General features: G+C 66.2%; 18 protein-coding genes and 1 tRNA gene. 9 read left to right on the forward strand and 10 right to left on the reverse strand.

Annotated elements, in window-relative coordinates:
* Positions 1–3: 3 nt before the first annotated feature.
* The 5 genes from ACFQ4G_RS07750 to ACFQ4G_RS07770 form a co-directional block, all read right to left on the reverse strand.
* Positions 4–1035, reverse strand: a complete 1032-nt coding sequence (locus ACFQ4G_RS07750) for an AAA family ATPase (protein ID WP_238205349.1) — start codon at positions 1033–1035, stop codon at positions 4–6.
* Between the two features lie 110 nt (positions 1036–1145).
* On the reverse strand, positions 1146–1436 hold the full coding sequence (locus ACFQ4G_RS07755; protein WP_238205351.1) for a methanol dehydrogenase [cytochrome c] subunit: 291 nt from the start codon (positions 1434–1436) through the stop codon (positions 1146–1148).
* 90 nt (positions 1437–1526) lie between these two features.
* Positions 1527–2117 (reverse strand): cytochrome c(L), periplasmic, encoded by a 591-nt coding sequence (moxG, locus tag ACFQ4G_RS07760; protein WP_238205353.1) that lies wholly within the window; start codon positions 2115–2117, stop codon positions 1527–1529.
* Positions 2118–2205: 88 nt separating this feature from the next.
* A complete protein-coding gene (gene moxJ / locus ACFQ4G_RS07765; protein WP_238205354.1) occupies positions 2206–3090 on the reverse strand; it encodes a methanol oxidation system protein MoxJ in 885 nt (294 codons plus the stop codon).
* 264 nt (positions 3091–3354) lie between these two features.
* Complete coding sequence (locus tag ACFQ4G_RS07770; RefSeq protein ID WP_238205356.1) at positions 3355–5235, reverse strand: methanol/ethanol family PQQ-dependent dehydrogenase; 1881 nt, start codon at positions 5233–5235, stop codon at positions 3355–3357.
* A 544-nt stretch (positions 5236–5779) separates the two neighbouring features.
* Here ACFQ4G_RS07770 and ACFQ4G_RS07775 point away from each other — a divergent pair.
* Both ACFQ4G_RS07775 and ACFQ4G_RS07780 read left to right on the forward strand, forming a co-directional pair.
* On the forward strand, positions 5780–6076 hold the full coding sequence (locus tag ACFQ4G_RS07775) for a hypothetical protein (protein WP_238205358.1): 297 nt from the start codon (positions 5780–5782) through the stop codon (positions 6074–6076).
* 336 nt (positions 6077–6412) lie between these two features.
* The gene (locus tag ACFQ4G_RS07780; protein ID WP_238205554.1) at positions 6413–7153 is read left to right on the forward strand and encodes a serine protease; all 741 of its coding nucleotides are present in this window, start codon (positions 6413–6415) and stop codon (positions 7151–7153) included.
* A gap of 15 nt (positions 7154–7168) precedes the next feature.
* Here ACFQ4G_RS07780 and ACFQ4G_RS07785 read toward each other — a convergent pair whose 3' ends face one another.
* Both ACFQ4G_RS07785 and ACFQ4G_RS07790 read right to left on the reverse strand, forming a co-directional pair.
* On the reverse strand, positions 7169–7426 hold the full coding sequence (locus ACFQ4G_RS07785) for a DUF6894 family protein (protein ID WP_238205360.1): 258 nt from the start codon (positions 7424–7426) through the stop codon (positions 7169–7171).
* 100 nt (positions 7427–7526) lie between these two features.
* Positions 7527–8927 (reverse strand): amino acid permease, encoded by a 1401-nt coding sequence (locus ACFQ4G_RS07790; RefSeq protein WP_238205361.1) that lies wholly within the window; start codon positions 8925–8927, stop codon positions 7527–7529.
* A gap of 232 nt (positions 8928–9159) precedes the next feature.
* Here ACFQ4G_RS07790 and ACFQ4G_RS07795 point away from each other — a divergent pair, with 232 nt between their 5' ends.
* Complete coding sequence (locus ACFQ4G_RS07795; RefSeq protein ID WP_238205363.1) at positions 9160–10200, forward strand: ornithine cyclodeaminase; 1041 nt, start codon at positions 9160–9162, stop codon at positions 10198–10200.
* 102 nt (positions 10201–10302) lie between these two features.
* A complete protein-coding gene (gene rocF, locus ACFQ4G_RS07800) occupies positions 10303–11232 on the forward strand; it encodes an arginase (RefSeq protein WP_238205365.1) in 930 nt (309 codons plus the stop codon).
* A gap of 352 nt (positions 11233–11584) precedes the next feature.
* Here the strand turns inward: rocF and glnA are convergent, their stop codons facing one another.
* A complete protein-coding gene (gene glnA, locus ACFQ4G_RS07805) occupies positions 11585–12997 on the reverse strand; it encodes a type I glutamate--ammonia ligase (protein WP_238205367.1) in 1413 nt (470 codons plus the stop codon).
* Between the two features lie 236 nt (positions 12998–13233).
* Positions 13234–13572, reverse strand: a complete 339-nt coding sequence (locus ACFQ4G_RS07810; RefSeq protein WP_003600526.1) for a P-II family nitrogen regulator — start codon at positions 13570–13572, stop codon at positions 13234–13236.
* Positions 13573–13826: 254 nt separating this feature from the next.
* Here ACFQ4G_RS07810 and ACFQ4G_RS07815 point away from each other — a divergent pair, with 254 nt between their 5' ends.
* Positions 13827–15317, forward strand: a complete 1491-nt coding sequence (locus tag ACFQ4G_RS07815) for an NAD(P)H-hydrate dehydratase (RefSeq protein WP_238205370.1) — start codon at positions 13827–13829, stop codon at positions 15315–15317.
* 10 nt (positions 15318–15327) lie between these two features.
* Here the strand turns inward: ACFQ4G_RS07815 and ACFQ4G_RS07820 are convergent, their stop codons facing one another.
* Positions 15328–16842: a multicopper oxidase family protein gene (locus ACFQ4G_RS07820; RefSeq protein WP_238205371.1), complete on the reverse strand. Its 1515-nt coding sequence runs from the start codon at positions 16840–16842 to the stop codon at positions 15328–15330.
* Between the two features lie 190 nt (positions 16843–17032).
* On the opposite strand from ACFQ4G_RS07820, the gene ACFQ4G_RS07825 reads away from it, so the two are divergent.
* From ACFQ4G_RS07825 to clpX, 4 genes are all read left to right on the forward strand, one after another.
* Positions 17033–17117 (forward strand) — tRNA-Leu (locus ACFQ4G_RS07825).
* A gap of 175 nt (positions 17118–17292) precedes the next feature.
* Entirely contained in the window at positions 17293–18729 is a 1437-nt protein-coding gene (gene tig / locus ACFQ4G_RS07830) for a trigger factor (protein ID WP_238205556.1), read from the forward strand.
* Between the two features lie 131 nt (positions 18730–18860).
* A complete protein-coding gene (locus ACFQ4G_RS07835; protein ID WP_026176059.1) occupies positions 18861–19487 on the forward strand; it encodes an ATP-dependent Clp protease proteolytic subunit in 627 nt (208 codons plus the stop codon).
* A gap of 222 nt (positions 19488–19709) precedes the next feature.
* Complete coding sequence (clpX, locus tag ACFQ4G_RS07840; protein WP_019904739.1) at positions 19710–20981, forward strand: ATP-dependent Clp protease ATP-binding subunit ClpX; 1272 nt, start codon at positions 19710–19712, stop codon at positions 20979–20981.
* Positions 20982–21214: the final 233 nt, after the last annotated feature.

Genomic DNA, 21214 nt, shown 5'->3' on the forward strand with positions numbered 1-21214 from the left:
CCGTCACGGCGCGGGCACGGTGTCGAACACGGCCCGGCACAGTTCCGGCACGATGGTGCTGCGGCGCATCTCGTAGATGGGCTCGAGGAAGACGCGATGCGCCATCACTTCGGGGAAGATCGCGCGGATATCCTCGGGTACGAGCCAGTCGCGGCCCTCGAGCCAGGCGCGGACACGGGCGGCGCGCACGAGGAAGGCGACGCCGCGCGGCGAGGCCCCGCCCTGGATCAGCGCCGACATGTCGATGCCGGGCAGGCGGATGCCCGCCTCGTCCGGGCGCACCAGGGCCTCCCACAGGCCAACCACGTAGGCCTCGATGGCGGGGCTCGCCTGGATGCCGTGCTGGATCGCGGCGCCGATCCCGGCCATGGCGGCGTGATCGAGGACGCCGCTGTCGATGCCGGCGATGAGCGCGTCGGTGTCGTGGAAGCGCGGATCGAAGACGAGGGCGCGGCGGGCCTCCGCATCGCGCGGCGCATCGAGCCCGATCTCCATCATGAAGCGGTCGCGGGCGGCGGCTGGGAGCTCGAAGGTCTCTTCCCGCTCGACGCGATTGCGGTCAGCGAAGACCTGGAGATTGGGGAAGCGGTATTCGCGGTTGAAGGCGGTGAGGCTGCGCTCGGCCATCAGGCGCAGCAGCAGCGAGTGGACCTGCGGCCGCGCGCGGTTGATCTCGTTGAAGAAGAAGATCGACAGGTCCTCGGATTGCCGCAGGACCGGCCCGGGCTCGACGCGGGGACGCCCGTCATCGGCGAGGTAGATGTGGTAGACGAGGTCGGAGGGCATCATGTCCACCGTGCCCTCGATCCGCTCGTAGGCGCCGCCCAGCGCCCGCGCCACGGCGCGCAGCAGCGTGGTCTTGCCGACGCCGACATCGCCTTCGAGCAGCACGTGGCCGCGGGCGAAGAGCGCGATGGTGAGGAGCCGGATCGCGCGGTCCTGGCCAAGGACGGCGCCGCGCACGGTGCGTTCGAAGCGGCCGGCGGCCTCGCGCCAGTCGGTGAGCATCGCGTCGCCGGAGCGGATGTCGTTCATGGGGTTTGCCTTTGCGGACAGCGGCCGCGATCCCCGGACGGAGCGGTCCAGGCGCCAGGGGGGATCGCGGTCACCGTGAGGGCCGCCCGGGAGTGAGGGCGGCGACGACGTCAGTTGGCGGAAAGCTTCGTGACGTCGTATTCGAACTTGCCGGTCTTCTTGGCGGCTTCGATGCGCCTGGCGTTGCGCTCTTCCATCTGCTTGATCGAATCCGACTGCTTGGAGAGTTCTTTCGGATCGTGCTTCGGGTCGTATTTCGAGCCGGCGATCTTCTCGGGGAAGCCGGGCTTGGGCTCCCAGCAATTGCCGGCGGCCTTGCACTTGGTGCCGTCATAGGCGAGCGCGGGAACGGCGAGCAGCGCGCCCGCACCGATTGCCAGGGCCGTGATGAGTGTCCGCATGGTCGTCTCCTCTGGTTTTACTTGTTACGGCGTTCGCCGCTTCTCGCTCACCGCGCGATGTCCCCCGCGCGACGTGACTTCCTCGGACGCTCATTCCAGCGGCTTGCACTGGCCCTTCACGTCCGTGGGGAAGGTCTCGCCCTGCTTGTAGGGCGTGTAATTCTTCTTCTGCTCGTCGTTGAGCCAGACCGCGTCCTTGACCGGACCGGTATAGAGATGCCGGATCCAGGCGATGGTCTGCAGCATCTCGTCGGGCGTCAGGTTCTCGTTGTGCGGACCCATCATCCCGTTGGCGCCACCGAAGATCGTGGCGAACAGGCCCGCATCCTCGGTATTCGACGGATAGGTCCAGTAATTGTCGTTCAGGCCGGGCCCGAGCTTGCCCTCGGCGAGGTGGCCATGACAGCCCGAGCACGAGGTCGCGAACAGCGACTCGCCGTTACGCAGGCAGGACTTGTCGTCGATGTAGAGGTTCTTGCCGGTCTGGAAGAACTCCTTGACGGCCGGCGTGTCCCGGCCGCCTTCCTTGCCCTGCGAGACGTCGAGCTGTTCGCCGGTGACGGTGTTGCGGAAGGTGATGCCGGTGGAGGGGCCTGCGCTCGGCTGGGCGAGGGCCGCGACGCCTGCGGTGGCAAGGCCGAGCCCGAAGAGGCCGGCGATGACGCGGTTCGTGTGACGCATGGATTTGCTCTGCTTATCCCCGGACTTGCGGCCGGGGTGGGCGTACCGGTGCTCGGCGCACCGGCGACGCGGGACAGGGGTGAGGAGATCAGTTGGAGGCGGCGATGACGGGCACGCCGTCCTGGCGCAGGATCGCGTCGATCTGCGGCCGGGCCTTGGTGATCGCCGCGTCGAGGGCGGTCTTCAGAGCCTGGTCGTCGCGGCGCACGCCCATGGACTGGTCGAAGCTCTGGGGCATCTTCTGGCCGTCGCTGCGGACCGTATCGTCCGGCACCAGGGTCATGCGCAGGGGCTGGCTCGAATCCTTGACATAGCGGGCGACGTCGGGAGCGAAGGCCACGGCGACGTCAGCCTTGTTGGCGACGACTTCACTGACCATTCGGGCGGGATCGATCTGGGTGTAAGTGTTGCGGGCCGCGCGGAAGTTCACCAGCGAATAGAGGTAGGCCATATCCTCCTCGTAGCGGCCGATATCCTTCAGCATCGCCTCGCCGGGCGTGCCGAAGCCGACGACCATGTGGTCGATCGTCTTCAGCCGTGGGTCGGACCAGGTCTTGATGTCGAGGTCCCTGTCCGCGCGGGTGATGAAGACGTAGCCGCTCCGGTAATAGGGCTTGGTGGTGAGGACGCGCTGGTCGTCGCTGTCGAGGCCGACCACCACGTCGCAGAGCTTCTTGTCGAGGCTGTCGCGCACGAGATAGATCGCCGGCTTGTCGGACCAGACGAACTGCGCCTTGCGGCCCATGGCCTCGGCGACGGCGGAGACGATGCGGTTCTCGAGCCCGGTCCCGTCCTTCATCGAGAGCGGCGGCTGGTTGGCGGCGCAGACCCGGAGGACGCTGTCGTCCGAGGGGACGCTCGCTGCGGGCGTACCGGTCTGGGCGACGGATACGCCGCCGAGGGCCAGGACGACGGCCGCGGAAAGGGCTGCTGCGGAAAGCGCCGACGTGCGGCGTCCGGTGAAGAACGACATGGAGCGTTTCCGTTTCCTGAAATGGGGCGTCGAATTCTTGGACGAATTCTTGTGCGGGTTGCCGGTGCGCGGATGGCCTTCGGCACGAAGGCTCGCTCGGAAGACCGAAACTTGCGGAGCAGAAGCGCGGCCCGGGGTTTCTCGGAGACCTGGGCCCGACGATCCGGGCATGGCGTGCCCGCTCGAACGAGGTTCCGTGTCGCGGGTGACCCCGCCGGACCCGAAGGCCGGCGAGGCTTCCTTGGATGCGGGAAGACCTGGGTCTTACTTGGCAGCCGTCTGGTATTCGCCGACGCTCGGATCGTCGTAGGGACCCTTGCCGTTCAGCGAGAACACCATCACGCCGCCACCCATCTGGGTGTAGTTGGCGAGCTTCTTGAAGGCGCCGACCGCGCCGAGACCGGCCGTCGGATCCTGAAGGTCGAACACGAGGCCGACACCCGGCCAGCCGCCGACGCCGTAGTAGATGGCGACGTACTGGTCACCCTTGTGGGTGTAGGTGATCGGGTAGCCGATGGCGCCGGACGGCATCTTGAACTTCCAGAGAAGGTCTCCGTTGTCCGAGTTGCGCGCCTTGATGTAGCCGTCCAGCGTTCCGTAGAACACGAGACCGCCGGCGGTCGCCGTCGTTCCGCCCCACACGGCGAAGCGCTCCATCTTCTCCCATTTGAACTCGCCGGTGATGGCGTTGTAGCCCTTGATCTGGCCCAGACCTTCGTAGTTCTGGCGATCGCCCTTCGGGCCGGGATACATGTTCAGAGTGGCGCCGACGAAGAACTGACCGGCACGGTAGGGAAGCATGAAGGGCTCCCAATCCATGCAGATGTGGTTGATGCCCATGAAGAAGAGCTTGCGCTCGGGATCGTAGGAATCGTGGCCCTGGTTGTGATAGCCCATCGCCGAGGGACAGATGTCCTTGGCGAGGTGGTCCATCCGGGTTCCGTATTCGGGATCGCGCACCGGCTGACCGGTCTTCAGGTCCACCGACTTGAACACGTTGACCGTGTCGTCGATCTTGTTGGCCGAGACGAGCGAACCGTCGGTCCGGTCGAGGGTATAGACGATGCCGTTCCGGTCCGGATGGGTCAGGAGCTTGCGATCCTTGCCGTCCTTGTCCTTCTGGTTCGACAGCATCATCACGTTGACGCCAGCGTAATCCCACTCGTCGTGCGGGGTCTTCTGGTAGCCGAACTTGGCTTCACCGGTATCGGCGTCACGGCCGAAGATGGTCATCGTCCACTTGTTGTCGCCGGGACGCATGGTCTCGTTCCACGGCGCCGGGTTGCCGGTGCCGAAATAGATCAGGTTGGTGCCCGGATCGTAGGCGTACCAGCCCCAGTTGGTGCCGCCGCCGATCTTCCAGGCATCACCCTCCCAGGTGGCGGTGCCGAGGTTCTTCTGGCCGTAATGGGGGTTCTTGATGTTGAAGTCGGAGGCCAGCAGCAGGTCCTTGTCGGGACCGGTCGCATAGGCGCGCCAGACCTGGGAACCGGTCTTCACGTCGTAGGCGGTGAGGTAGCCGCGCACGCCGAGCTCGGCGCCCGAGGAGCCGATGATGACCTTGTCCTTGACGACGTAGGGAGCGATCGTGAGCGTCGAGCCGACCTTGATGTCGGAGTTCTCGACCTTCCACACGGTCTCGCCGGTCTCGGCGTTGAGCGCCATGACGTTGCCGTCGAGCAGCGTCTTGAGGATCAGTGCCGGGGTCTTGCCGTCGCCGGGCCAGTAGGCGAGGCCGCGGTTCACGAGATCGCAGCAGGCCACGGCGCGGGCGGCCGGGTTCTGCTTGGGCTTGTCCTGCCAGAGGATCTTGCCCGGATCGTCGAGGCCGAGTGCGAACGTGTTGTTCGGGAAGGAGGTGTGGATGTACATCTTGTTGTCGACGACGACGGGAGCGCCCTCGTGGCCGTTGAGCAGGCCGGTCGAGAACGTCCAGGAGACCTTGAGGTCCTTCACGTTCGTCGTGTTGATCTGCTTGAGCTTGCTGTAATTGTCCGAGTCGTAATTCTTACCCGGCATCACCCAGTTTTCATCGCTGTTCGACAGATCGATGAGCTTGTCGTTGGCTGAGGCGATCCCTGACAATCCGATCGGTGCCAGGGCCAAGACGGCCAGCACCGAGACTGAATTCAGTAACCTGTTCATTCTGCGTCTCCTGCCCTTCTGCCACGTGCTCGACCCGTGAGGGTCGGCCGCAGCCATTGCTTTCGCCGCTTCAGCAAGAAATCGGTCGATCGGTTTTTCTATAATCGTATTTATAAGACTAACCTGACGTTGGTCGCTCTTATAAAAGACTTATTACTGATCCATCGGCTAGCTATATAATCATTTGCTTTGCCTGATGTCTTTAGCCACTTCAACCTTTTTTTACAGGACGATTTGGCAATTGGTTCCATTCATTTATCCAGGCCGCTCAGCATTCGCAGTGCTGGACTCGACTTGGTCCACGCTCTGCGACAACGGGTCTTTGCCTGGAATGAGAAAGACTTCGCCGGCTCGCGATCCGTCGCGCCGATGCCCGTACGGCTGCCGAGACGAGTCACACGCCACGTAGGTTCGCGGCCGGTCCGTCGTCTTCGAATACGATCGCGGTTCAGGAAAAGCATCCTTTTCGCGTGAACCTAAGCTTTACTCGCCGTGGCTCGGCGCTAACATGGACAGGGGTAGGAAACAAAAACGAGAAACATCGATGATCAGAAGACGAAGCGCGCTCGTATTTTGCCTGATTGTCCTGCCGTCGATTGCCGAAGCCGCACGGTTGACGATGGATGACAAGGTGTCGCGCTGGCCGCGTGCCTCGACGGACGAGAAGATCGACTTCGCGACACGCATGGGCAACGCCTTTTCGAGCCTGAACGCCGAACTCGATAAGAACTACTTCATCCGCTGCCTCGAGGAGACGGCGAATATCGGCAATCCCGGTGAGATCAAGCTGGAATCGGCCGTGAAGATGTGCGTGTCCGTCAAGAAAGATCCGCCGGAATAGGCGGGCATCTCGGATGCCTCTGCCGGCATACGTGGCTGGATTTGGATCGTCGCTCCGCCGGACGTCTTCGCGATTGCAGATGCGTCTATCCGGAACGCAGTCTCGACATCACCCGAACCGCCCTCCTCCCGGGACCGGGAGGCGATTGCGCAGCATCAGCATTGGTTCACGACGCAGATGACCCAGGTCGCAACCGAGCGCGTCTCCGTCCCGATATCGAGGGACCGATCCGGCCCGATGCGGAGATCGGCCCGGGTCTGGACCTGCCTGCTCGGGCTCGCAGTGCCCTCGATCGCGGTGGCGTGGCACGGGCTTGCCTCTGCCGGCGAGGTGCGGATGGCCGCGCTCTACCCGCGTGACGGGCGCCGCGATCTCACCGGAGCCGACATCGCCCGGTATCCCGGTGCAGGTGTCCTGTTCTGCCACCGCCGGCCGGATGGAGTCCCGCAGAAGGCGGCAGCGGCCTGGCTCATCGGATCGCCTCGCCTCGTGGTGCTGAACGCCCACAACTTCCGCAACCGCCGCATGGAGGTGATGCGGGAGGTCGAGGATTGCTTCTTCCAGATCGGGGGGCGCAATTACAGTTTCGTACCCTCGAGCCTGCGTCTCGGCGCCGCCTCCGATGCCAAGGCGCTGCACATCACCGACGATTGGGCGCTGATCGACCTCGCCGAGCCCGTCCTGGGCGTTCCGCCGCAGCCGATGCCCGAGCCGCCGGCGCTGGCCACCGGCATCGCCGAGATACCCGTAGTGATGGTGTCGCCCGGCGGCCACGAAAATTATCGCGGACCGAGCAGTACCGAGACCTGCTCGATCCAGCAGATCGACCCGCCGACGGAGGATGACATCCGCCGCGCCCGGCACAATTGCAACGACGGTTTCGGCGGCTCCGGCTCGGGGCTGTTCGATCTGTCGGACCGTCTCGTGGCCATGCAGAGCGCGTCGCTGTCGATGAACTCGCGGCGCCCGTTCGACCTCGAATTCCACTACGGGTCGGCCCTCCTGTTCGAAGGCGCTCTCCTGGAGGCGATCAGGAAGGCGGTCGGGGCGGAGAGCGCGGCCTCGAAGACGCGCTGAGCGGGCCGGGCCGCCTCAATGGATCGTCGGTGCGGGTTCGGGCGCGACGGCGACGATCTCGGAGAACGGAAATTCGAGGACCGTCTCGCCGGATTCGTCGGTGACGACGAGGATCGCTCCCATCAGGCGCGCCTGAGCCTCTGCCTCGCGCATGGTCGCCTGGATCGTATCCCGCGCGACCTCCCAGGCATGGTCGGCATCCCGCAATTCGGTCCCGGTGGGGTCGGTGATGACCTCCTCGCCGATATGGGTGTGGAAGAAGAATCGGGGCATCGTCGCGACCGGCCGGGTTGGGGAACAGTCATCATCACCTGGAAGCCGCGGCCCGGCGGCGCAAGCCCTGCCTAGCTGGTCGAAGCCTCGGTTCGGCGTGTCAGGCGCTCGCGAGCCGCGAATGACGCAGCGAGTAGGACGTGTAGAGCACGAGGGCGGCGGCGATCCAGAACGCGAAGAGCAGGTAGGTGTCGCGTGGCAGCGCGGCGATGAGAGTGAGGCAGCAGCCGAGGCTCGCGACCGGCAGGAGCGGGAAGAACGGTACGCGGAACCCCCGCGGCAGGTCGGGCCGCGTCCGGCGCAGGATCACGACGCCGATGGAGACCGCGGCGAAGGCGACCAGCGTGCCCATGCTCGTGAGGTTGGCGAGCACGTCGAGGGGGACCAGGGCCGCGAGCACAGCGACGAACAGGGCCACGAAGAGGGTGTTCGCGTTCGGGTTCCGGGTTCGCGGATCGACCCGCTGGAACGCCCTCGGCAGCAATCCGTCGCGGCTCATGGCGAACAGGATGCGGGTCTGGCCGTACATCGTCACGAGCGTCACCGAGAAGATCGAGGCCACCGCGCCGATGGAGAGGACGAGGGCCGGCCAGGTCGTTCCGGTGGCGGTCCGGAGGATCACGGCCAATCCGGCATCCTGGCCCGCGAAGAGGGTCCAGGGCTGGGCTCCGATGCCGGCGAAGGCGACGAGGATGTAGATCGCACTGACGATGACGAGGGAGAGGACGATCCCCATCGGCAGCGTCCGGGACGGGTCGCGCACCTCCTCGCTCGCCGTGGAGATCGTATCGAGCCCGACATAGGAGAAGAAGATCGTCGAGGCGGCGGTGCTCACGCCGGCCCAGCCGAAGGGCGCGAAGGGCGTCAGGTTCTCCGGCTTGAACGCCGTCAGGGCGACGATCGCGAAGAAGACCAGCACCGCGAGCTTCACCAGGACGAGAACGGCATTGATCGCAGTCGATTCGGCCGTGCCGCGCAGGAGCAGCAGCGTGCACGAGGCGATGAGCACGATGGCCGGCAGGTTGACGTAGCCGCCGCGGCCGGGCGGCTGGCTGATCGCGGCGGGCATGGTCCAGCCTATCGTCGCGGCGAAGACCTCGTTGAGATACTGCCCCCACCCCACCGCGATGGCCGAGGCGGAGACGGCGTATTCGAGAAGCAGGCATGCGCCGACCAGGAAGGCCGCGAGCTCGCCGAGGATGGCGTAGGCGTAGGAATAGGACGAGCCCGACAGGGGAAGGGCCGAGGCCAGTTCGGCGTAGCAGAGCGCCGTGAGTCCCGCCGTGATTGCGGCCAGCACGAACGAGATCAGGATGGCGGGGCCGGCCTCCGGCACCGCGGCGCTCAGGATCACGAAGATGCCGGTGCCGACCGTGGCGCCGACGCCCAGCATGACGAGGCGGAACAGGCCGATGGAGCGTTCGAGGGGAGGAATACCGGCCTCGTGATCGGCGATGCCCGCTGCTTCCGCCGGATGCGCGATGGGCTTGCGTCGCAGCACCGCCCGGCGCCATCCGCCCCGTCTTCCGTCCGATCGGATCAGCGGCCACACTGCAACGAATCCCTACGGCAATTTGGACGATCCCATGCCGGTTTTCGACCGCAAGGGCTATGCCGTCCCGCAGGACGGATGATCTTGCCGGTCATCGGATCCGGCGCGCCCGTTGCGAAGACGCAGCCGGGATGGGGTGACCCTGGCGACGAGGCGCGCCGGCACAGGAAGGTGGGTCATCATGTCGGTTCAACTGAACGTCGTTCCGTTCGTCAGCGTCGACAAAATGATGAAGCTCGTCCTCGCGATCGGAATCGAGCGGTTCCTGTCGGAACTGGCGGCCACGATCGAGGAGGATTTCCGGCGCTGGCACGTCTTCGACAAGCAGCCGCGCGTGGCCTCCCACAGCGCCGATGGCGTGATCGAACTGATGCCGACCAGCGACGGCACCACCTACGGCTTCAAATACGTCAACGGGCACCCGAAGAACGCCCATAGCGGACGCCAGACCGTGGCCGCCTTCGGCGTGCTGGCCGATGTCGGCAACGGCTATCCGATGCTGCTCACCGAGATGACGATCCTCACCGCTCTGCGCACCGCCGCCATGTCGGCGGTCGCCGCCAGACACCTCGCTCCCAAGGGGGCGCGGACCATGGCGATCATCGGCAATGGCGCCCAGGCCGAGTTCCAGGCACTGGCCTTCAAGGCCCTGGTCGGCATCGATTCCCTGCGCCTCTACGACATCGACGCGTCCGCCAGCGCCAAGTGCCGGCGCAACCTCGGCCGGTTCGGCTTCGATATCCGTCTCTGCTCCGGCGCCGCCGACGCCGTGGAGGGGGCCGACATCGTCACGACGGCGACGGCGGACAAGCAATCCGCCACCATCCTCACCGACAACCTCGTCGGCCCGGGCATCCACATCAATGCAGTCGGCGGGGATTGTCCGGGCAAGACGGAACTGCATCCCGACATCCTCCGGCGGTCGGACATCTTCGTCGAATATGCCCCTCAGACCCGGCTCGAGGGTGAGATCCAGCAATTGCCCGCCGATCACCCCGTCACCGAACTCTGGCGGGTGATCGCCGGCGAGGCGACCGGGCGCCGCGACGGCCGGCAGATCACGCTGTTCGACTCCGTCGGCTTCGCGGTCGAGGATTTCTCGGCATTGCGATATCTCCGCTCGGTCCTCGCGGGCACCCGCTTCTTCGAGGATCTCGACCTGCTCGCCGACCCGGACGATCCCCGGGATCTGTTCGGGATGCTCCTGCGCGCCGGCCCCTGATCTGGCCCCGATCCTGCCGCTCTCGTCTTGCCTCTGCGGTCCCTGCCTCAAGGATGTCGTGCGCGGCGCCTACGATGACGTCCTACGATCGGAGGCCGAACCATGGACATGAACCGCTGCATCCTCATCGGCGTGCCGGTCCAGGACGGCACGCGCCGCCTCGGCTGCGACATGGGCCCGAGCGCCTACCGGGCGGCAGGATTGAGCGCGGCGCTGACCTCCCTCGGGCTCGCGGTCGAGGATCGGGGGAACCTCGCCCCGCCCGTCGGTCCGGCGATCGCCCATCCCAATCCGAGCATCGCCAACCTGGCCGAGTTCGCGCGCTGGACGTCGGCTCTCGCCGAGGCCGCCTATGAGGCGGGGCGCGACGGTCTGCCGATCTTCCTCGGCGGCGATCACAGCTTGTCGGCCGGTTCGATCTCGGGCATGAGCCGGCGTGCGGCCGAGGAGGGACGCGAGTTGCACGTGCTCTGGCTCGACGCCCACCCCGACCTCCACACCCTGGAGACCACGACCAGCGGCAACCTCCACGGCGTGCCGATGGCCTATGCGCTCGGCCTGCCGGGCTTCGGTCCCTACTTGCCGCCGCCGGTGGCGCCGGTGAAACCGCAGAACGTCTGCATGATCGGCCTGCGCAGCGTCGATCCAGCGGAGCGGCAGACGATCCGCGAGGCCGGGATCACCGTCCACGACATGCGCGCCATCGACGAGTTCGGAATCGGCATCCTGCTGCGTGCCTTCCTCGAACGGGTGGCCGCCGCCGGCGGATGGCTGCATGTCAGCCTCGACGTCGACTTCCTCGACCCCGGCATCGCGCCCGGCGTCGGCACCACGGTTCCGGGCGGCGCGACGTTCCGCGAGGCGCATCTCGCCATGGAGATGCTGCACGACAGCGGCCTCGTCCGCAGCCTCGACCTCGTGGAGCTCAATCCCTTCCTCGACGAGCGCGGTCGCACCGCGATCCTGATGACGGATCTGGCGGCGAGCCTGATGGGGCGACGCGTCCTCGACCGCCCGACGCGGAGTTTTTGATGGAGGTGGCACCACTCCGGATCTGTTTCTAGTGTTCGATTTTCAAGAGCCTGTTTGAGTCGTTTTTCCAAGGCTTTCCCTCATCCTGAGGTGCCGCGGAGCGGCCTCGAAGGAGCCTTCCAGGGATCGCTTTGGTGTCTGGAGTGCTCCTTCGAGGCCCTTTGCTGTTGCAAAGGGCACCTCAGGATGAGGGGGTCTGATAGGATGGTCGACTCTGGCAGGATTATCCGCTGAGAAGTCCGATCAAACGGCCTGTTGGAGACTGAAACGCGAAACGCCGGAGCCCCTTTCGAGGCCCCGGCGTCGCGAACGTCTTGAACGACCGAGCGCGGAAGCGTTCGACCCGCTGCTTTCAGAGCGAATAGTACATCGTGAACTCGACCGGATGCGGGGTCATCTCGTAGCGCATCACTTCCGTCATCTTGAGCTCGATGAACGAGTCGATCTGGTCGTCCGAGAACACGCCGCCGGCCTTCAGGAAGGCGCGGTCGCGGTCGAGGTTGGTCAGCGCCTCACGGAGCGAGCCGCAGACGGTCGGGATCTTCTTCAGCTCGCGCGGGGGCAGGTCGTAGAGATCCTTGTCCATGGCCGGGCCCGGGTCGATCTTGTTGATGATGCCGTCGAGACCGGCCATCAGCAGGGCCGAGAAGGCGAGGTAGGGGTTGGCCATCGGGTCGGGGAAGCGGACCTCGACGCGCTTGGCCTTCGGGTTCGTGGTCCACGGGATGCGACAGGAGGCCGAGCGGTTGCGGGCCGAATAGGCCAGCAGCACGGGGGCCTCGTAGCCCGGCACCAGACGCTTGTAGGAGTTGGTGGACGGGTTGGTGAAGGCGTTCAGCGCCTTGGCGTGCTTGATGATGCCGCCGATGTACCAGAGGCATTCCTGGCTGAGATCGGCGTACTTGTCGCCGGCGAAGATCGGCTTGCCGTCCTTCCAGATCGACTGGTGCACGTGCATGCCCGAGCCGTTGTCGCCGTAGACGGGCTTGGGCATGAAGGTCGCTGTCTTGCCGTAGCTCTGGGCCACGTTGTGGATCGCGTACTTGTAGATCTGCATGTGGTCGGCGAGCAGGGTCAGCGTGTCGAACTTCATGCCGAGCTCGTGCTGGGCGGAGGCGACCTCGTGATGGTGCTTCTCGACCTTCACGCCCATGGACTGCATGGCGGCCAGCATCTCGCCGCGCATGTCCTGCGCCGAATCCTGCGGCGGCACCGGGAAGTAGCCGCCCTTGGTGGCGACGCGGTGGCCGAGATTGCCGCCCTCGTAATCGGTGAAGCCGTTGGTGGGCAGTTCGACCGAGTCGAGCTGGAAGCCGGTATGGTACGGGTCGGAGCCGAACTTCACGTCGTCGAACACGAAGAACTCGGCCTCGGGGCCGACATAGATCGTGTCGCCGATACCGGTGGACTTGAGGAAGGCCTCGGCGAGCTTGGCGGTGCTGCGCGGGTCGCGCGAGTAAGGCAGGCCCGACGAGGGCTCGAGCACGTCGCAGACGATCGACATGGTGGAGGCCGAGAAGAACGGGTCCATGCAGGCGGTGGCCGGGTCCGGCATCAGCAACATGTCGGATTCGTTGATCGCCTTCCAGCCGGCGATCGACGACCCATCGAACATCGTGCCTTCGGCGAAGATCTCGTCATCGACGAGGGAGACGTCGAACGTGACGTGCTGCCACTTGCCCCGAGGATCGGTGAAACGGAAATCGACGTACTTGACGTCGTTGTCCTTGATTTCTTTGAGGACCTGATCGGCGGTCTTTGCCATCCCTGTGTCTCCTTCGAGGCTCGGCCTGTTTCGGCCGTGGTTTTGCCGCACCACGCGGTGGCGTGCCGCGGATTGGGAAGGGGCGTGCGCGAAGGGACTTAGCTTCTAGGGCGACGCGAGGCTAGAGCTGTGCCCGCCCGTATCGTGACAGGTCGGTGCCTTCTCCCCCATCGTGCCGTTCGACCTTCGCCGTGGGCCGGCCCAGGCCATGCCCGAACCTGTGCCGGGACTGGGCGTCAGATGGCGTCGGTGCCGGTCTCGCCAGTGCGGATGCGGATGGCTTCCTCGATCGTCGAGACGAAGATCTTGCCGTCACCGATGCGTCCCGTCTGGGCCGACTTGCGAATGGCTTCGACAGCGCCCTCGACGAGCGCATCGGAGAGGACGATCTCGAGCTTCACCTTGGGAAGGAAGTCGACCACGTACTCGGCGCCGCGGTAGAGCTCGGTATGGCCCTTCTGGCGACCGAAACCCTTGGCCTCGATCACGGTGATGCCCTGAAGGCCGACCTCCTGAAGGGCTTCCTTCACCTCGTCCAGCTTGAATGGCTTGATGATCGCTTCGATCTTCTTCATGCCGAACGGGCCTGACCTGAATGCTGCTCCGGGCCCTTTTCCTACCATCGTGGCCCGGCCTTCGCCACGCCGTTTTCCCCGAGACAGGCGTTAAATTGCCTATTCGGTAGGCATTGGATGCAAATCGTTTCAGCCAAGCTGGCTTGGCGCCTGAAATAGCGGCGCGGCATGAGCGGCGCACAGGCAGCAGAAGCCGGGCATGAGAAGCCGAGCCGGGGACAGGCCCGGTCACACCGACACGTCGAGGATGCGGAATGCCGACACACCGTTTGCTCACCGTCGAAGCGATGCGGCGGGTGGATGCCGCCGCCATTGCCGCGGGCACTCCCGGGATCGAGCTGATGCGCCGGGCCGGTGCGGCCGTGGCCGCGAGGGCGGCTACCCTCGCCGCGCCGTCGTCGCGGATCCTCGTCCTCTGCGGTCCCGGCAACAATGGCGGAGATGGGTTCGTCGCGGCCCAGCTCCTCGAACGGGACGGCTACGCCATCGATCTGGTCTGCATTGTGCCGGTCGAAACCCTGACGGGCGACGCCGCCCTGGCCGCCGCCGAATGGAAGGGACCCATCCTGTCCGAGGCCGAGCCCGAGGGGGCTGCCCTCGTCATCGACGCCCTGTTCGGTGCCGGCCTCTCGCGTGACATCGACGGGCCGGCGAAGACGATGATCGAGCGGGTCGCGGCGGCGGGCATTCCGGTCCTCGCCGTCGACGTTCCGAGCGGAATCGACGGCGATACCGGCGCCCTGCGCGGCATCGCCCTGGCGGCCCGCGAGACCGTGACCTTCGTCGCGCTCAAGCCGGGGCATTTGCTGCAGCCGGGCCGCAGCCATTGCGGCGATCTCCACGTGGCGGATATCGGCGTCGGCGAATCTGCACTCGAGGCCGGTCTCGCCGGGACGCCCGTGGTTTGGCGCAATGGACCCGACCTGTGGAAGGATCACTTTCCAAGGCTCGAAGCCGCCAGCCACAAATATACACGCGGCCACGTCCTCGCTTTGTCCGGCCCCGCCTACAAGACCGGGGCGATCCGTCTGGCGGCGCGCGCCGCCCTGCGCGTCGGCGCCGGCCTCGTCACCGTGGCCTCCCCGGCCGCCGCGATGGCCGAAAACGCTGCCCATCTCACCGCGATCATGCTGATGCCGTGCGAGACGGCGGACGATCTCGACGACCTTCTGGTGGACGAGCGCATAAACGTGATCCTCGCCGGACCGGGTCTCGGAAGCGGAGAGGCCACGCGCGAGCGGATCGCCGTGGCCGCTGGCGTCGGGCGCAGCCTCGTCCTCGATGCCGACGCGCTGACGAGCTTCAAGGGCGAGGCGGGCCAATTGGCGGACTTGATCGCCGATGGCGGCGGGCAGGCCGTGCTGACGCCGCATCAGGGAGAGTTCGGTCGCCTCTTCGCCGGCACGAACGCCATCGCGGACGATGCGAGCAAGCTCGAACGGACGCGGCGGGCCGCTGCCCTCGCCGGCGCCGTCGTGGTGCTGAAGGGCGCCGATACCATTATCGCCGCGCCCGACGGACGCGCCGCCATCAACGACCACGCCACGCCCCATCTCGGCACCGCCGGTTCCGGCGACGTCCTCGCCGGTCTCGCCGCCGGCCTGCTGGCGCAGGGCATGCCGGCCTTCGAGGCGGCCTGCGCGGCGGTGTGGCTGCACGGCGATGCCGGACTGCGGCACGGGCCGGGGCTCATCGCGGAGGACCTTCCGGAACTGATGCCGGAGGTTCTCGGCGCGCTCGTCTGAGCGAAGGCCGTCACGTCACCTCGAACGTGGTCCAAAATCCCGCATCGAACCGCTCCAGCACCGTCGAGCCGATGACCCAGCGGCCCGGATTGTCCGCTTTGAAGGCGATGCGGGCGATGCGGCCTTCGAGCAGCTGGAACGTGTCGAGCCAGTAGGGCTCCCAGCCGTCGTCGAGGGGATGGAGCAGCCGGAAGGCGTGGCCGTGCAGGTGGAGGGCCTGCGGGAAGGCGGTGTCGTTCCTGATCGCGAGGACCACGACCTGGCCGCGCTTCACAGTGAAGGAGGGAGCGGTGCCGGCCGCTCCGGAAATGCCGTTGATCGCCCAGACCCGGCTCGGATCGCCCGAATAGGCCGGTTCGGCGCCGGGCTTGTCCTTGTCGGGCTTGGCGCCGCCGGTGATCGCGATGTCGCGGCGGACGGCGTTCTGGAGCTTCACCTCCGCCGGGAGGAGCTTGTTCTCGCCGATGGGGCCGATCGGCGGTCGCTTCTCCGTCACCGGCTCGCCCTTGGCGGTGAAGGTCGCCAGGACGAGGCCGTTGCCGACCAGGGCGTTGAGGCTGACGCTCGCGCCGACCTCCGTCGGCATGTCGAGCATCAGGTCGTAGCGCGTGCCGGGGGGAAAGGGCAGCGTCGCCCGCAGGGGCTCGAACGTGTCGGTGGGCTGGCCGTCCACCGCCACCACGTAGACCTTTGCGCCCTCGAAGCGGATGCGGGTGCCGCGGGCATTGCAGACATTGCCCAGGCGCAGGCGGATTCGCGAGCCCGGACGGATGTCGATCGCCTCCGGGACCGGCTTGCCGTTGATGGTGACGAGGTTGCCGAGACGGCCCGAGGCGGCGGCGAAGGCGACCTGCCCGAACGGCAGCAGCGCGCCCGAATCCTCCAGCCGCCAGTCCTGCATCAGAAGCGCCATATCCTGGTCGAGGGCGGGCGGCGCCGTCTCCTCGACGATCAATGCCCCGGCGAGGCCGCGCCCCGACGGCTCGCTCGACCCGCCGACGAGGAGTGGCCGGATCAGGAAGGTGCCCGCATCGGGGGGCACGAACGAATAGGTGAAGTCTGCGCCCGGAGCGATCGGCGGTTGGGTCACACCGCCGACACCGTCCATGGGGTTCTGGTTGCGCACCCCGTGCCAGTGGAGGGAGAGCGGCTTGTCGGTCTTGTTCTCGACGCGCAGGCGGACGGTGTCGCCGAGCTTGGTGCGGAGCTGCGGAAGGCTCGTCTTGCCGTCAAAGGTCCAGACCGGCGTCTCCGCCGCGGGTTCCGGCTTGAGGCGGTTCGCGCCCGGGCCGGCGACGAGGAGGCGCGGCTCCGGCAGGGGCTCGGCGGGCTTGACCGAGGCGGGACCGGCCGGAGCCGGCACCGCCCTGGGCGCGCCCTTGCCCGATCCCGATTGCGCCGCGGCGTCGCGGATGAGGGCCGGTCCGGCGAGGCCGAGGGTCGCCACTCCGCAGAGCAGGGACCGGCGGGACAGGACGCACGTCTCCGACACGCGGCGGCCATTCGTCGGATCGGGATTCGGCATGTCACCTCGGGCAACGATGGTTTGGACGGGGATGGTTCGGGCAGGCGCTTGTAGACGGCGGGCCGGCGCATCGCCAACCGCGGCCGTGCGGGAGACGATCGGCGCCTTATTTTTTTGCTGCGGTCCCGCGCCCGCATGCTATAGGACCGCGCTCTGGCGGCTTGAGAAAGCGCGCCGGGCGTTGGCGCTTGCGGGCGTGGCGGAACTGGTAGACGCGCTGGATTTAGGTTCCAGTGACGAGAGTCGTGGGGGTTCGAGCCCCTCCGCCCGCACCAGCCTCCGTCGTCGGGAACGGATTGGCTCACAGCGATGGCCGGCCCGCTCTGCCGCTCGGAGTCGGCCTCCGGTCGGGCACGCTCCCTCAACGCCGCCTTCCGGCGTCGTGCCTTCGTGCGGCGGCGCCATCTGAGATTTTTGACCGATCACACGGACGACAGCGGGAAGACGACGATGCAGGTGACCGAGACACTCTCCCAGGGTCTGAAGCGCGAGTTTCAGGTTCTCCTGGCCGCCAATGAGCTCGAGGAGCGCCTGACGACCGAACTGTCCACGCTCAAGGACAAGGCCCAGATCAAGGGCTTCCGCCCCGGCAAGGTGCCCGTCGCCCATCTGCGCAAGCTCTACGGCCGCTCGGTGATGGCCGACGTGCTGCAGAACGCCGTCAACGAGGCCAACCAGAAGATCGTCACCGACAACAACCTCAAGCTCGCCCTCGAGCCGAAGATCGAGTTCCCCGGCGAGGCCTCGATCGTCGACCGCGCGCTGGCCGCCAAGGACGACGTGTCGTTCAACGTCGCCCTCGAGATCCTGCCGAGCTTCGAGCTCGCCGACCTCTCCGACGTCACCCTGACGAAGCAGGTCGCCAAGCCGAGCGACGAGGAGATTGACGAGGCGATCAACCGCATGGCGTCGTCGAACCGCGCCTTCACGCCGAAGGACGAGGGCGCCGAGGCCGCCACCGGCGACCGCGTCACCATCGATTTCGCCGGCAAGATCGACGGCGTCGCCTTCGACGGCGGCACCGGTGAGGGTGTCGACCTGGAGCTCGGCTCCGGCTCGTTCATCCCCGGTTTCGAGGACCAGCTGGTGGGCGCCAAGGTCGGCGAGTCGCGGGTGGTGAAGTCGACCTTCCCCGAGGCCTACGGTGCCGAGCACCTCGCCGGCAAGGATGCCGAGTTCGACGTCACCGTCACGGCGATCCAGGCTCCCGGCGAGACCAAGATCGACGACGAGCTCGCCAAGGGCTTCGGCATGGAATCGCTGGAGAAGCTGAAGGAGGCCGTCGCCGGTGCCCTCGGTGGCGATTTCGAGGCTCAGTCGCGCCGCAAGCTCAAGAAGGAGCTCCTCGACGCCCTCGACGACAAATACGCCTTCGATCTGCCCCCGAGCCTCGTCCATCAGGAATTTGCCGCCGTCTGGGCTCAGGTCGAGCAGGACCTGAAGACCCGCGGCAAGACCTTCGAGGACGAGGGCACCACCGAAGAGAAGGCGACCGCCGAGTACCGCAAGATCGCCGAGCGTCGCGTGCGGCTCGGCTTGGTGCTTGCGCAGGTGGGCGAGACCGCCGATATCAAGGTGAGCGACGACGAGGTGAACCAGGCCCTGATCGCCCGTGTCCGGCAATATCCCGGACAGGAGCAGCAGGTCTGGGACTTCTATCGGAAGAATGCACAGGCCCTGGCCGAGCTTCGCGCACCCCTGTTCGAGGAGAAGGTCGTCGACCATGTCCTCGCCCAGGTGAAGCTCGTCGAGGAGCCCGTCTCGAAGGACGCTTTGTTCGCCGACGAGGATGCCGATGCGGCCAGCGCCGGATCGACGGAATCCGAGGCGGCCGAATCCCAGGCTCCTTCGAACGAAGACCTGCCGGCCGTCGCCAAGGCCGACTGAGCTCGAGGCTCCGACGAGGGCGGCGGGCTCGGATGTAAAGGCGGCGTTCACCGCCGCCATAGTTCGCTGACACGTCCGTGCCGCGCGTGATTCGCGCGGCCGGATCCCTTGAAGCCTGGGGCACGAGAATGATGAGAGATCCGGTCGACTACTATAACAGCGCACTCGTGCCCATGGTGGTGGAGCAGTCGAGCCGCGGCGAGCGTGCGTTCGACATCTATTCCCGCCTCCTGCGCGAGCGCATCATCTTCCTCACCGGTCCGGTGGAGGATTACGGTGCCTCGCTGATCGTCGCTCAGCTGCTTTTCCTCGAAGCGGAAAACCCGAAGAAGGAAATCTCCTTCTACATCAACTCGCCCGGCGGCGTGGTGACCTCGGGCCTGTCGATCTACGACACGATGCAGTTCATCCGGTGCCCTGTGACAACGCTCTGCGTCGGTCAGGCCGCCTCGATGGGATCGCTGCTGCTCACCGCTGGCGAGCCCGGCCACCGCTTCGCGCTCCCGAACGCGCGGATCATGGTCCATCAGCCGTCCGGCGGGTTCCAGGGCCAGGCCACGGACATCCTGATCCATGCCCGCGAGATCGAGGCGCTGAAGAAGCGCCTCAACGAGATCTACGTGAAGCATACCGGCCGCGACTACGACACCATCGTCCAGGCTTTGGAGCGCGATAACTTCATGACCGCTGACGCGGCCAAGGAGTTTGGCCTGATCGACGAAGTCATCCAGAAGCGTCCCGAGCCGGCCGCTGCCTAGCTCCCACCGCGCCGTGGCCGTCCCGCGGCCCCGGCGCGTCCTTTCGAGGCAACCGATTCACGCGGCTTTGCCTTGATCCCGTCGCGGCAGCATGCTTGCATCGCGAGTCTGACCTACCGGCAGAAAGCGCGCAGGTGACTGTTTCTTTAGGCGGGCACCCTTAGATCTGAGAGATGCGCGTGCGCCCCGGGGCTGGCGTCGCACCCGCGAACGGAGACCGACATGAGCAAGACTGGCGGCAACGACTCGAAGAGCACGCTGTACTGCTCGTTTTGCGGCAAGAGCCAGCACGAGGTCCGCAAGCTGATCGCGGGCCCGACGGTGTTCATCTGCGACGAGTGTGTCGAACTGTGCATGGACATCATCCGCGAGGAATCGAAATCCTCCCTGGTGAAGTCGCGTGACGGGGTGCCGACCCCGAAGGAAATCCGCCGCGTCCTGGATGATTACGTCATCGGCCAGGATTTCGCGAAGAAGGTTCTCTCCGTCGCGGTTCACAACCACTACAAGCGCCTCGCCCACGCCTCGAAGCACAACGACGTCGAGCTGGCGAAATCGAACATCATGCTGATCGGGCCGACCGGTTCGGGCAAGACGCTGCTCGCGCAGACGCTGGCGCGCATCCTCGACGTGCCCTTCACCATGGCCGACGCGACGACCCTGACCGAGGCGGGCTATGTCGGCGAGGACGTCGAGAACATCATCCTGAAGCTGCTCCAGGCTTCCGACTACAATGTCGAGCGGGCCCAGCGCGGCATCGTCTACATCGACGAGATCGACAAGATCTCGCGGAAATCCGACAACCCGTCGATCACCCGTGACGTGTCGGGCGAGGGCGTGCAGCAGGCGCTTCTGAAGATCATGGAAGGCACCGTGGCCTCCGTGCCCCCGCAGGGCGGCCGAAAGCACCCGCAGCAGGAGTTCCTGCAGGTCGACACCACCAACATCCTGTTCATCTGCGGCGGTGCCTTCGCGGGCCTCGAGCGGATCATCTCGGCCCGTGGCAAGGGCACCTCGATCGGCTTCGGCGCCACCGTCCAGGCCCCGGACGACCGCCGCACCGGCGAGATCTTCCGCAACGTCGAACCGGAGGATCTGCTGAAGTTCGGCCTGATCCCCGAATTCGTCGGCCGTCTGCCCGTGCTGGCCACGCTGGAGGACCTCGACGAGGTCGCCCTCAAGCGCATCCTGCAGGAGCCGAAGAACGCCCTGGTTAAGCAGTACCAGCGCCTGTTCGAGATGGAGAACGTCGACCTCACCTTCCAAGAGGAGGCGCTGTCCATGGTGGCCCGCAAGGCCATCGAGCGGAAGACCGGCGCCCGCGGCCTGCGCTCGATCCTGGAGACGATCCTGCTTGAGACGATGTACGACCTGCCCGGCCTCGACTCGGTGGAGCAGGTGGTGATCGGTCCCGAAGTGGTGGAGGGCAAGTCACGTCCCCTCTACATCCACGGTGATCGCAACAAGGACGTTCCGGCGAGCGTCAGCGCCTGAGGGCGAAAAGCGGCGGCGATTTTTAGCCGCCGAACGGTCCGGGGAGAATTCTTGAAAAAGCCCTCCCCGGCTTCCATCTGAACTGTTAGCCGGGACGGCCGCACGCTCACCTTCTGAGGTGCGGTGTCCCGCCTCCAGCCTCACAGTTCAGCGATGTCTCCGACCCCGCTCGGCGGTTCGGTCGGCCCGTGGCAGGATGCTTGCTCATTTCGAGGAGCTAGAGCCCGGAGTCC

This window comes from Methylobacterium marchantiae (assembly GCF_042679825.1).
In the GTDB taxonomy this organism is placed as follows: Bacteria; Pseudomonadota; Alphaproteobacteria; order Rhizobiales; family Beijerinckiaceae; genus Methylobacterium; species Methylobacterium marchantiae.

Coding starts and splice junctions, on each gene's coding strand:
- ACFQ4G_RS07750 (WP_238205349.1), bottom strand. CDS start 1,035: ATGAACGACATCCGCTCCGGCGACGCGATGCTCACCGACTGGCGCGAG.
- ACFQ4G_RS07755 (WP_238205351.1), bottom strand. CDS start 1,436: ATGCGGACACTCATCACGGCCCTGGCAATCGGTGCGGGCGCGCTGCTC.
- moxG (WP_238205353.1), bottom strand. CDS start 2,117: ATGCGTCACACGAACCGCGTCATCGCCGGCCTCTTCGGGCTCGGCCTT.
- moxJ (WP_238205354.1), bottom strand. CDS start 3,090: ATGTCGTTCTTCACCGGACGCCGCACGTCGGCGCTTTCCGCAGCAGCC.
- ACFQ4G_RS07770 (WP_238205356.1), bottom strand. CDS start 5,235: ATGAACAGGTTACTGAATTCAGTCTCGGTGCTGGCCGTCTTGGCCCTG.
- ACFQ4G_RS07775 (WP_238205358.1), top strand. CDS start 5,780: ATGATCAGAAGACGAAGCGCGCTCGTATTTTGCCTGATTGTCCTGCCG.
- ACFQ4G_RS07780 (WP_238205554.1), top strand. CDS start 6,413: ATGGCCGCGCTCTACCCGCGTGACGGGCGCCGCGATCTCACCGGAGCC.
- ACFQ4G_RS07785 (WP_238205360.1), bottom strand. CDS start 7,426: ATGCCCCGATTCTTCTTCCACACCCATATCGGCGAGGAGGTCATCACC.
- ACFQ4G_RS07795 (WP_238205363.1), top strand. CDS start 9,160: ATGTCGGTTCAACTGAACGTCGTTCCGTTCGTCAGCGTCGACAAAATG.
- rocF (WP_238205365.1), top strand. CDS start 10,303: ATGGACATGAACCGCTGCATCCTCATCGGCGTGCCGGTCCAGGACGGC.
- glnA (WP_238205367.1), bottom strand. CDS start 12,997: ATGGCAAAGACCGCCGATCAGGTCCTCAAAGAAATCAAGGACAACGAC.
- ACFQ4G_RS07810 (WP_003600526.1), bottom strand. CDS start 13,572: ATGAAGAAGATCGAAGCGATCATCAAGCCATTCAAGCTGGACGAGGTG.
- ACFQ4G_RS07815 (WP_238205370.1), top strand. CDS start 13,827: ATGCCGACACACCGTTTGCTCACCGTCGAAGCGATGCGGCGGGTGGAT.
- ACFQ4G_RS07820 (WP_238205371.1), bottom strand. CDS start 16,842: ATGCCGAATCCCGATCCGACGAATGGCCGCCGCGTGTCGGAGACGTGC.
- tig (WP_238205556.1), top strand. CDS start 17,293: ATGCAGGTGACCGAGACACTCTCCCAGGGTCTGAAGCGCGAGTTTCAG.
- ACFQ4G_RS07835 (WP_026176059.1), top strand. CDS start 18,861: ATGAGAGATCCGGTCGACTACTATAACAGCGCACTCGTGCCCATGGTG.
- clpX (WP_019904739.1), top strand. CDS start 19,710: ATGAGCAAGACTGGCGGCAACGACTCGAAGAGCACGCTGTACTGCTCG.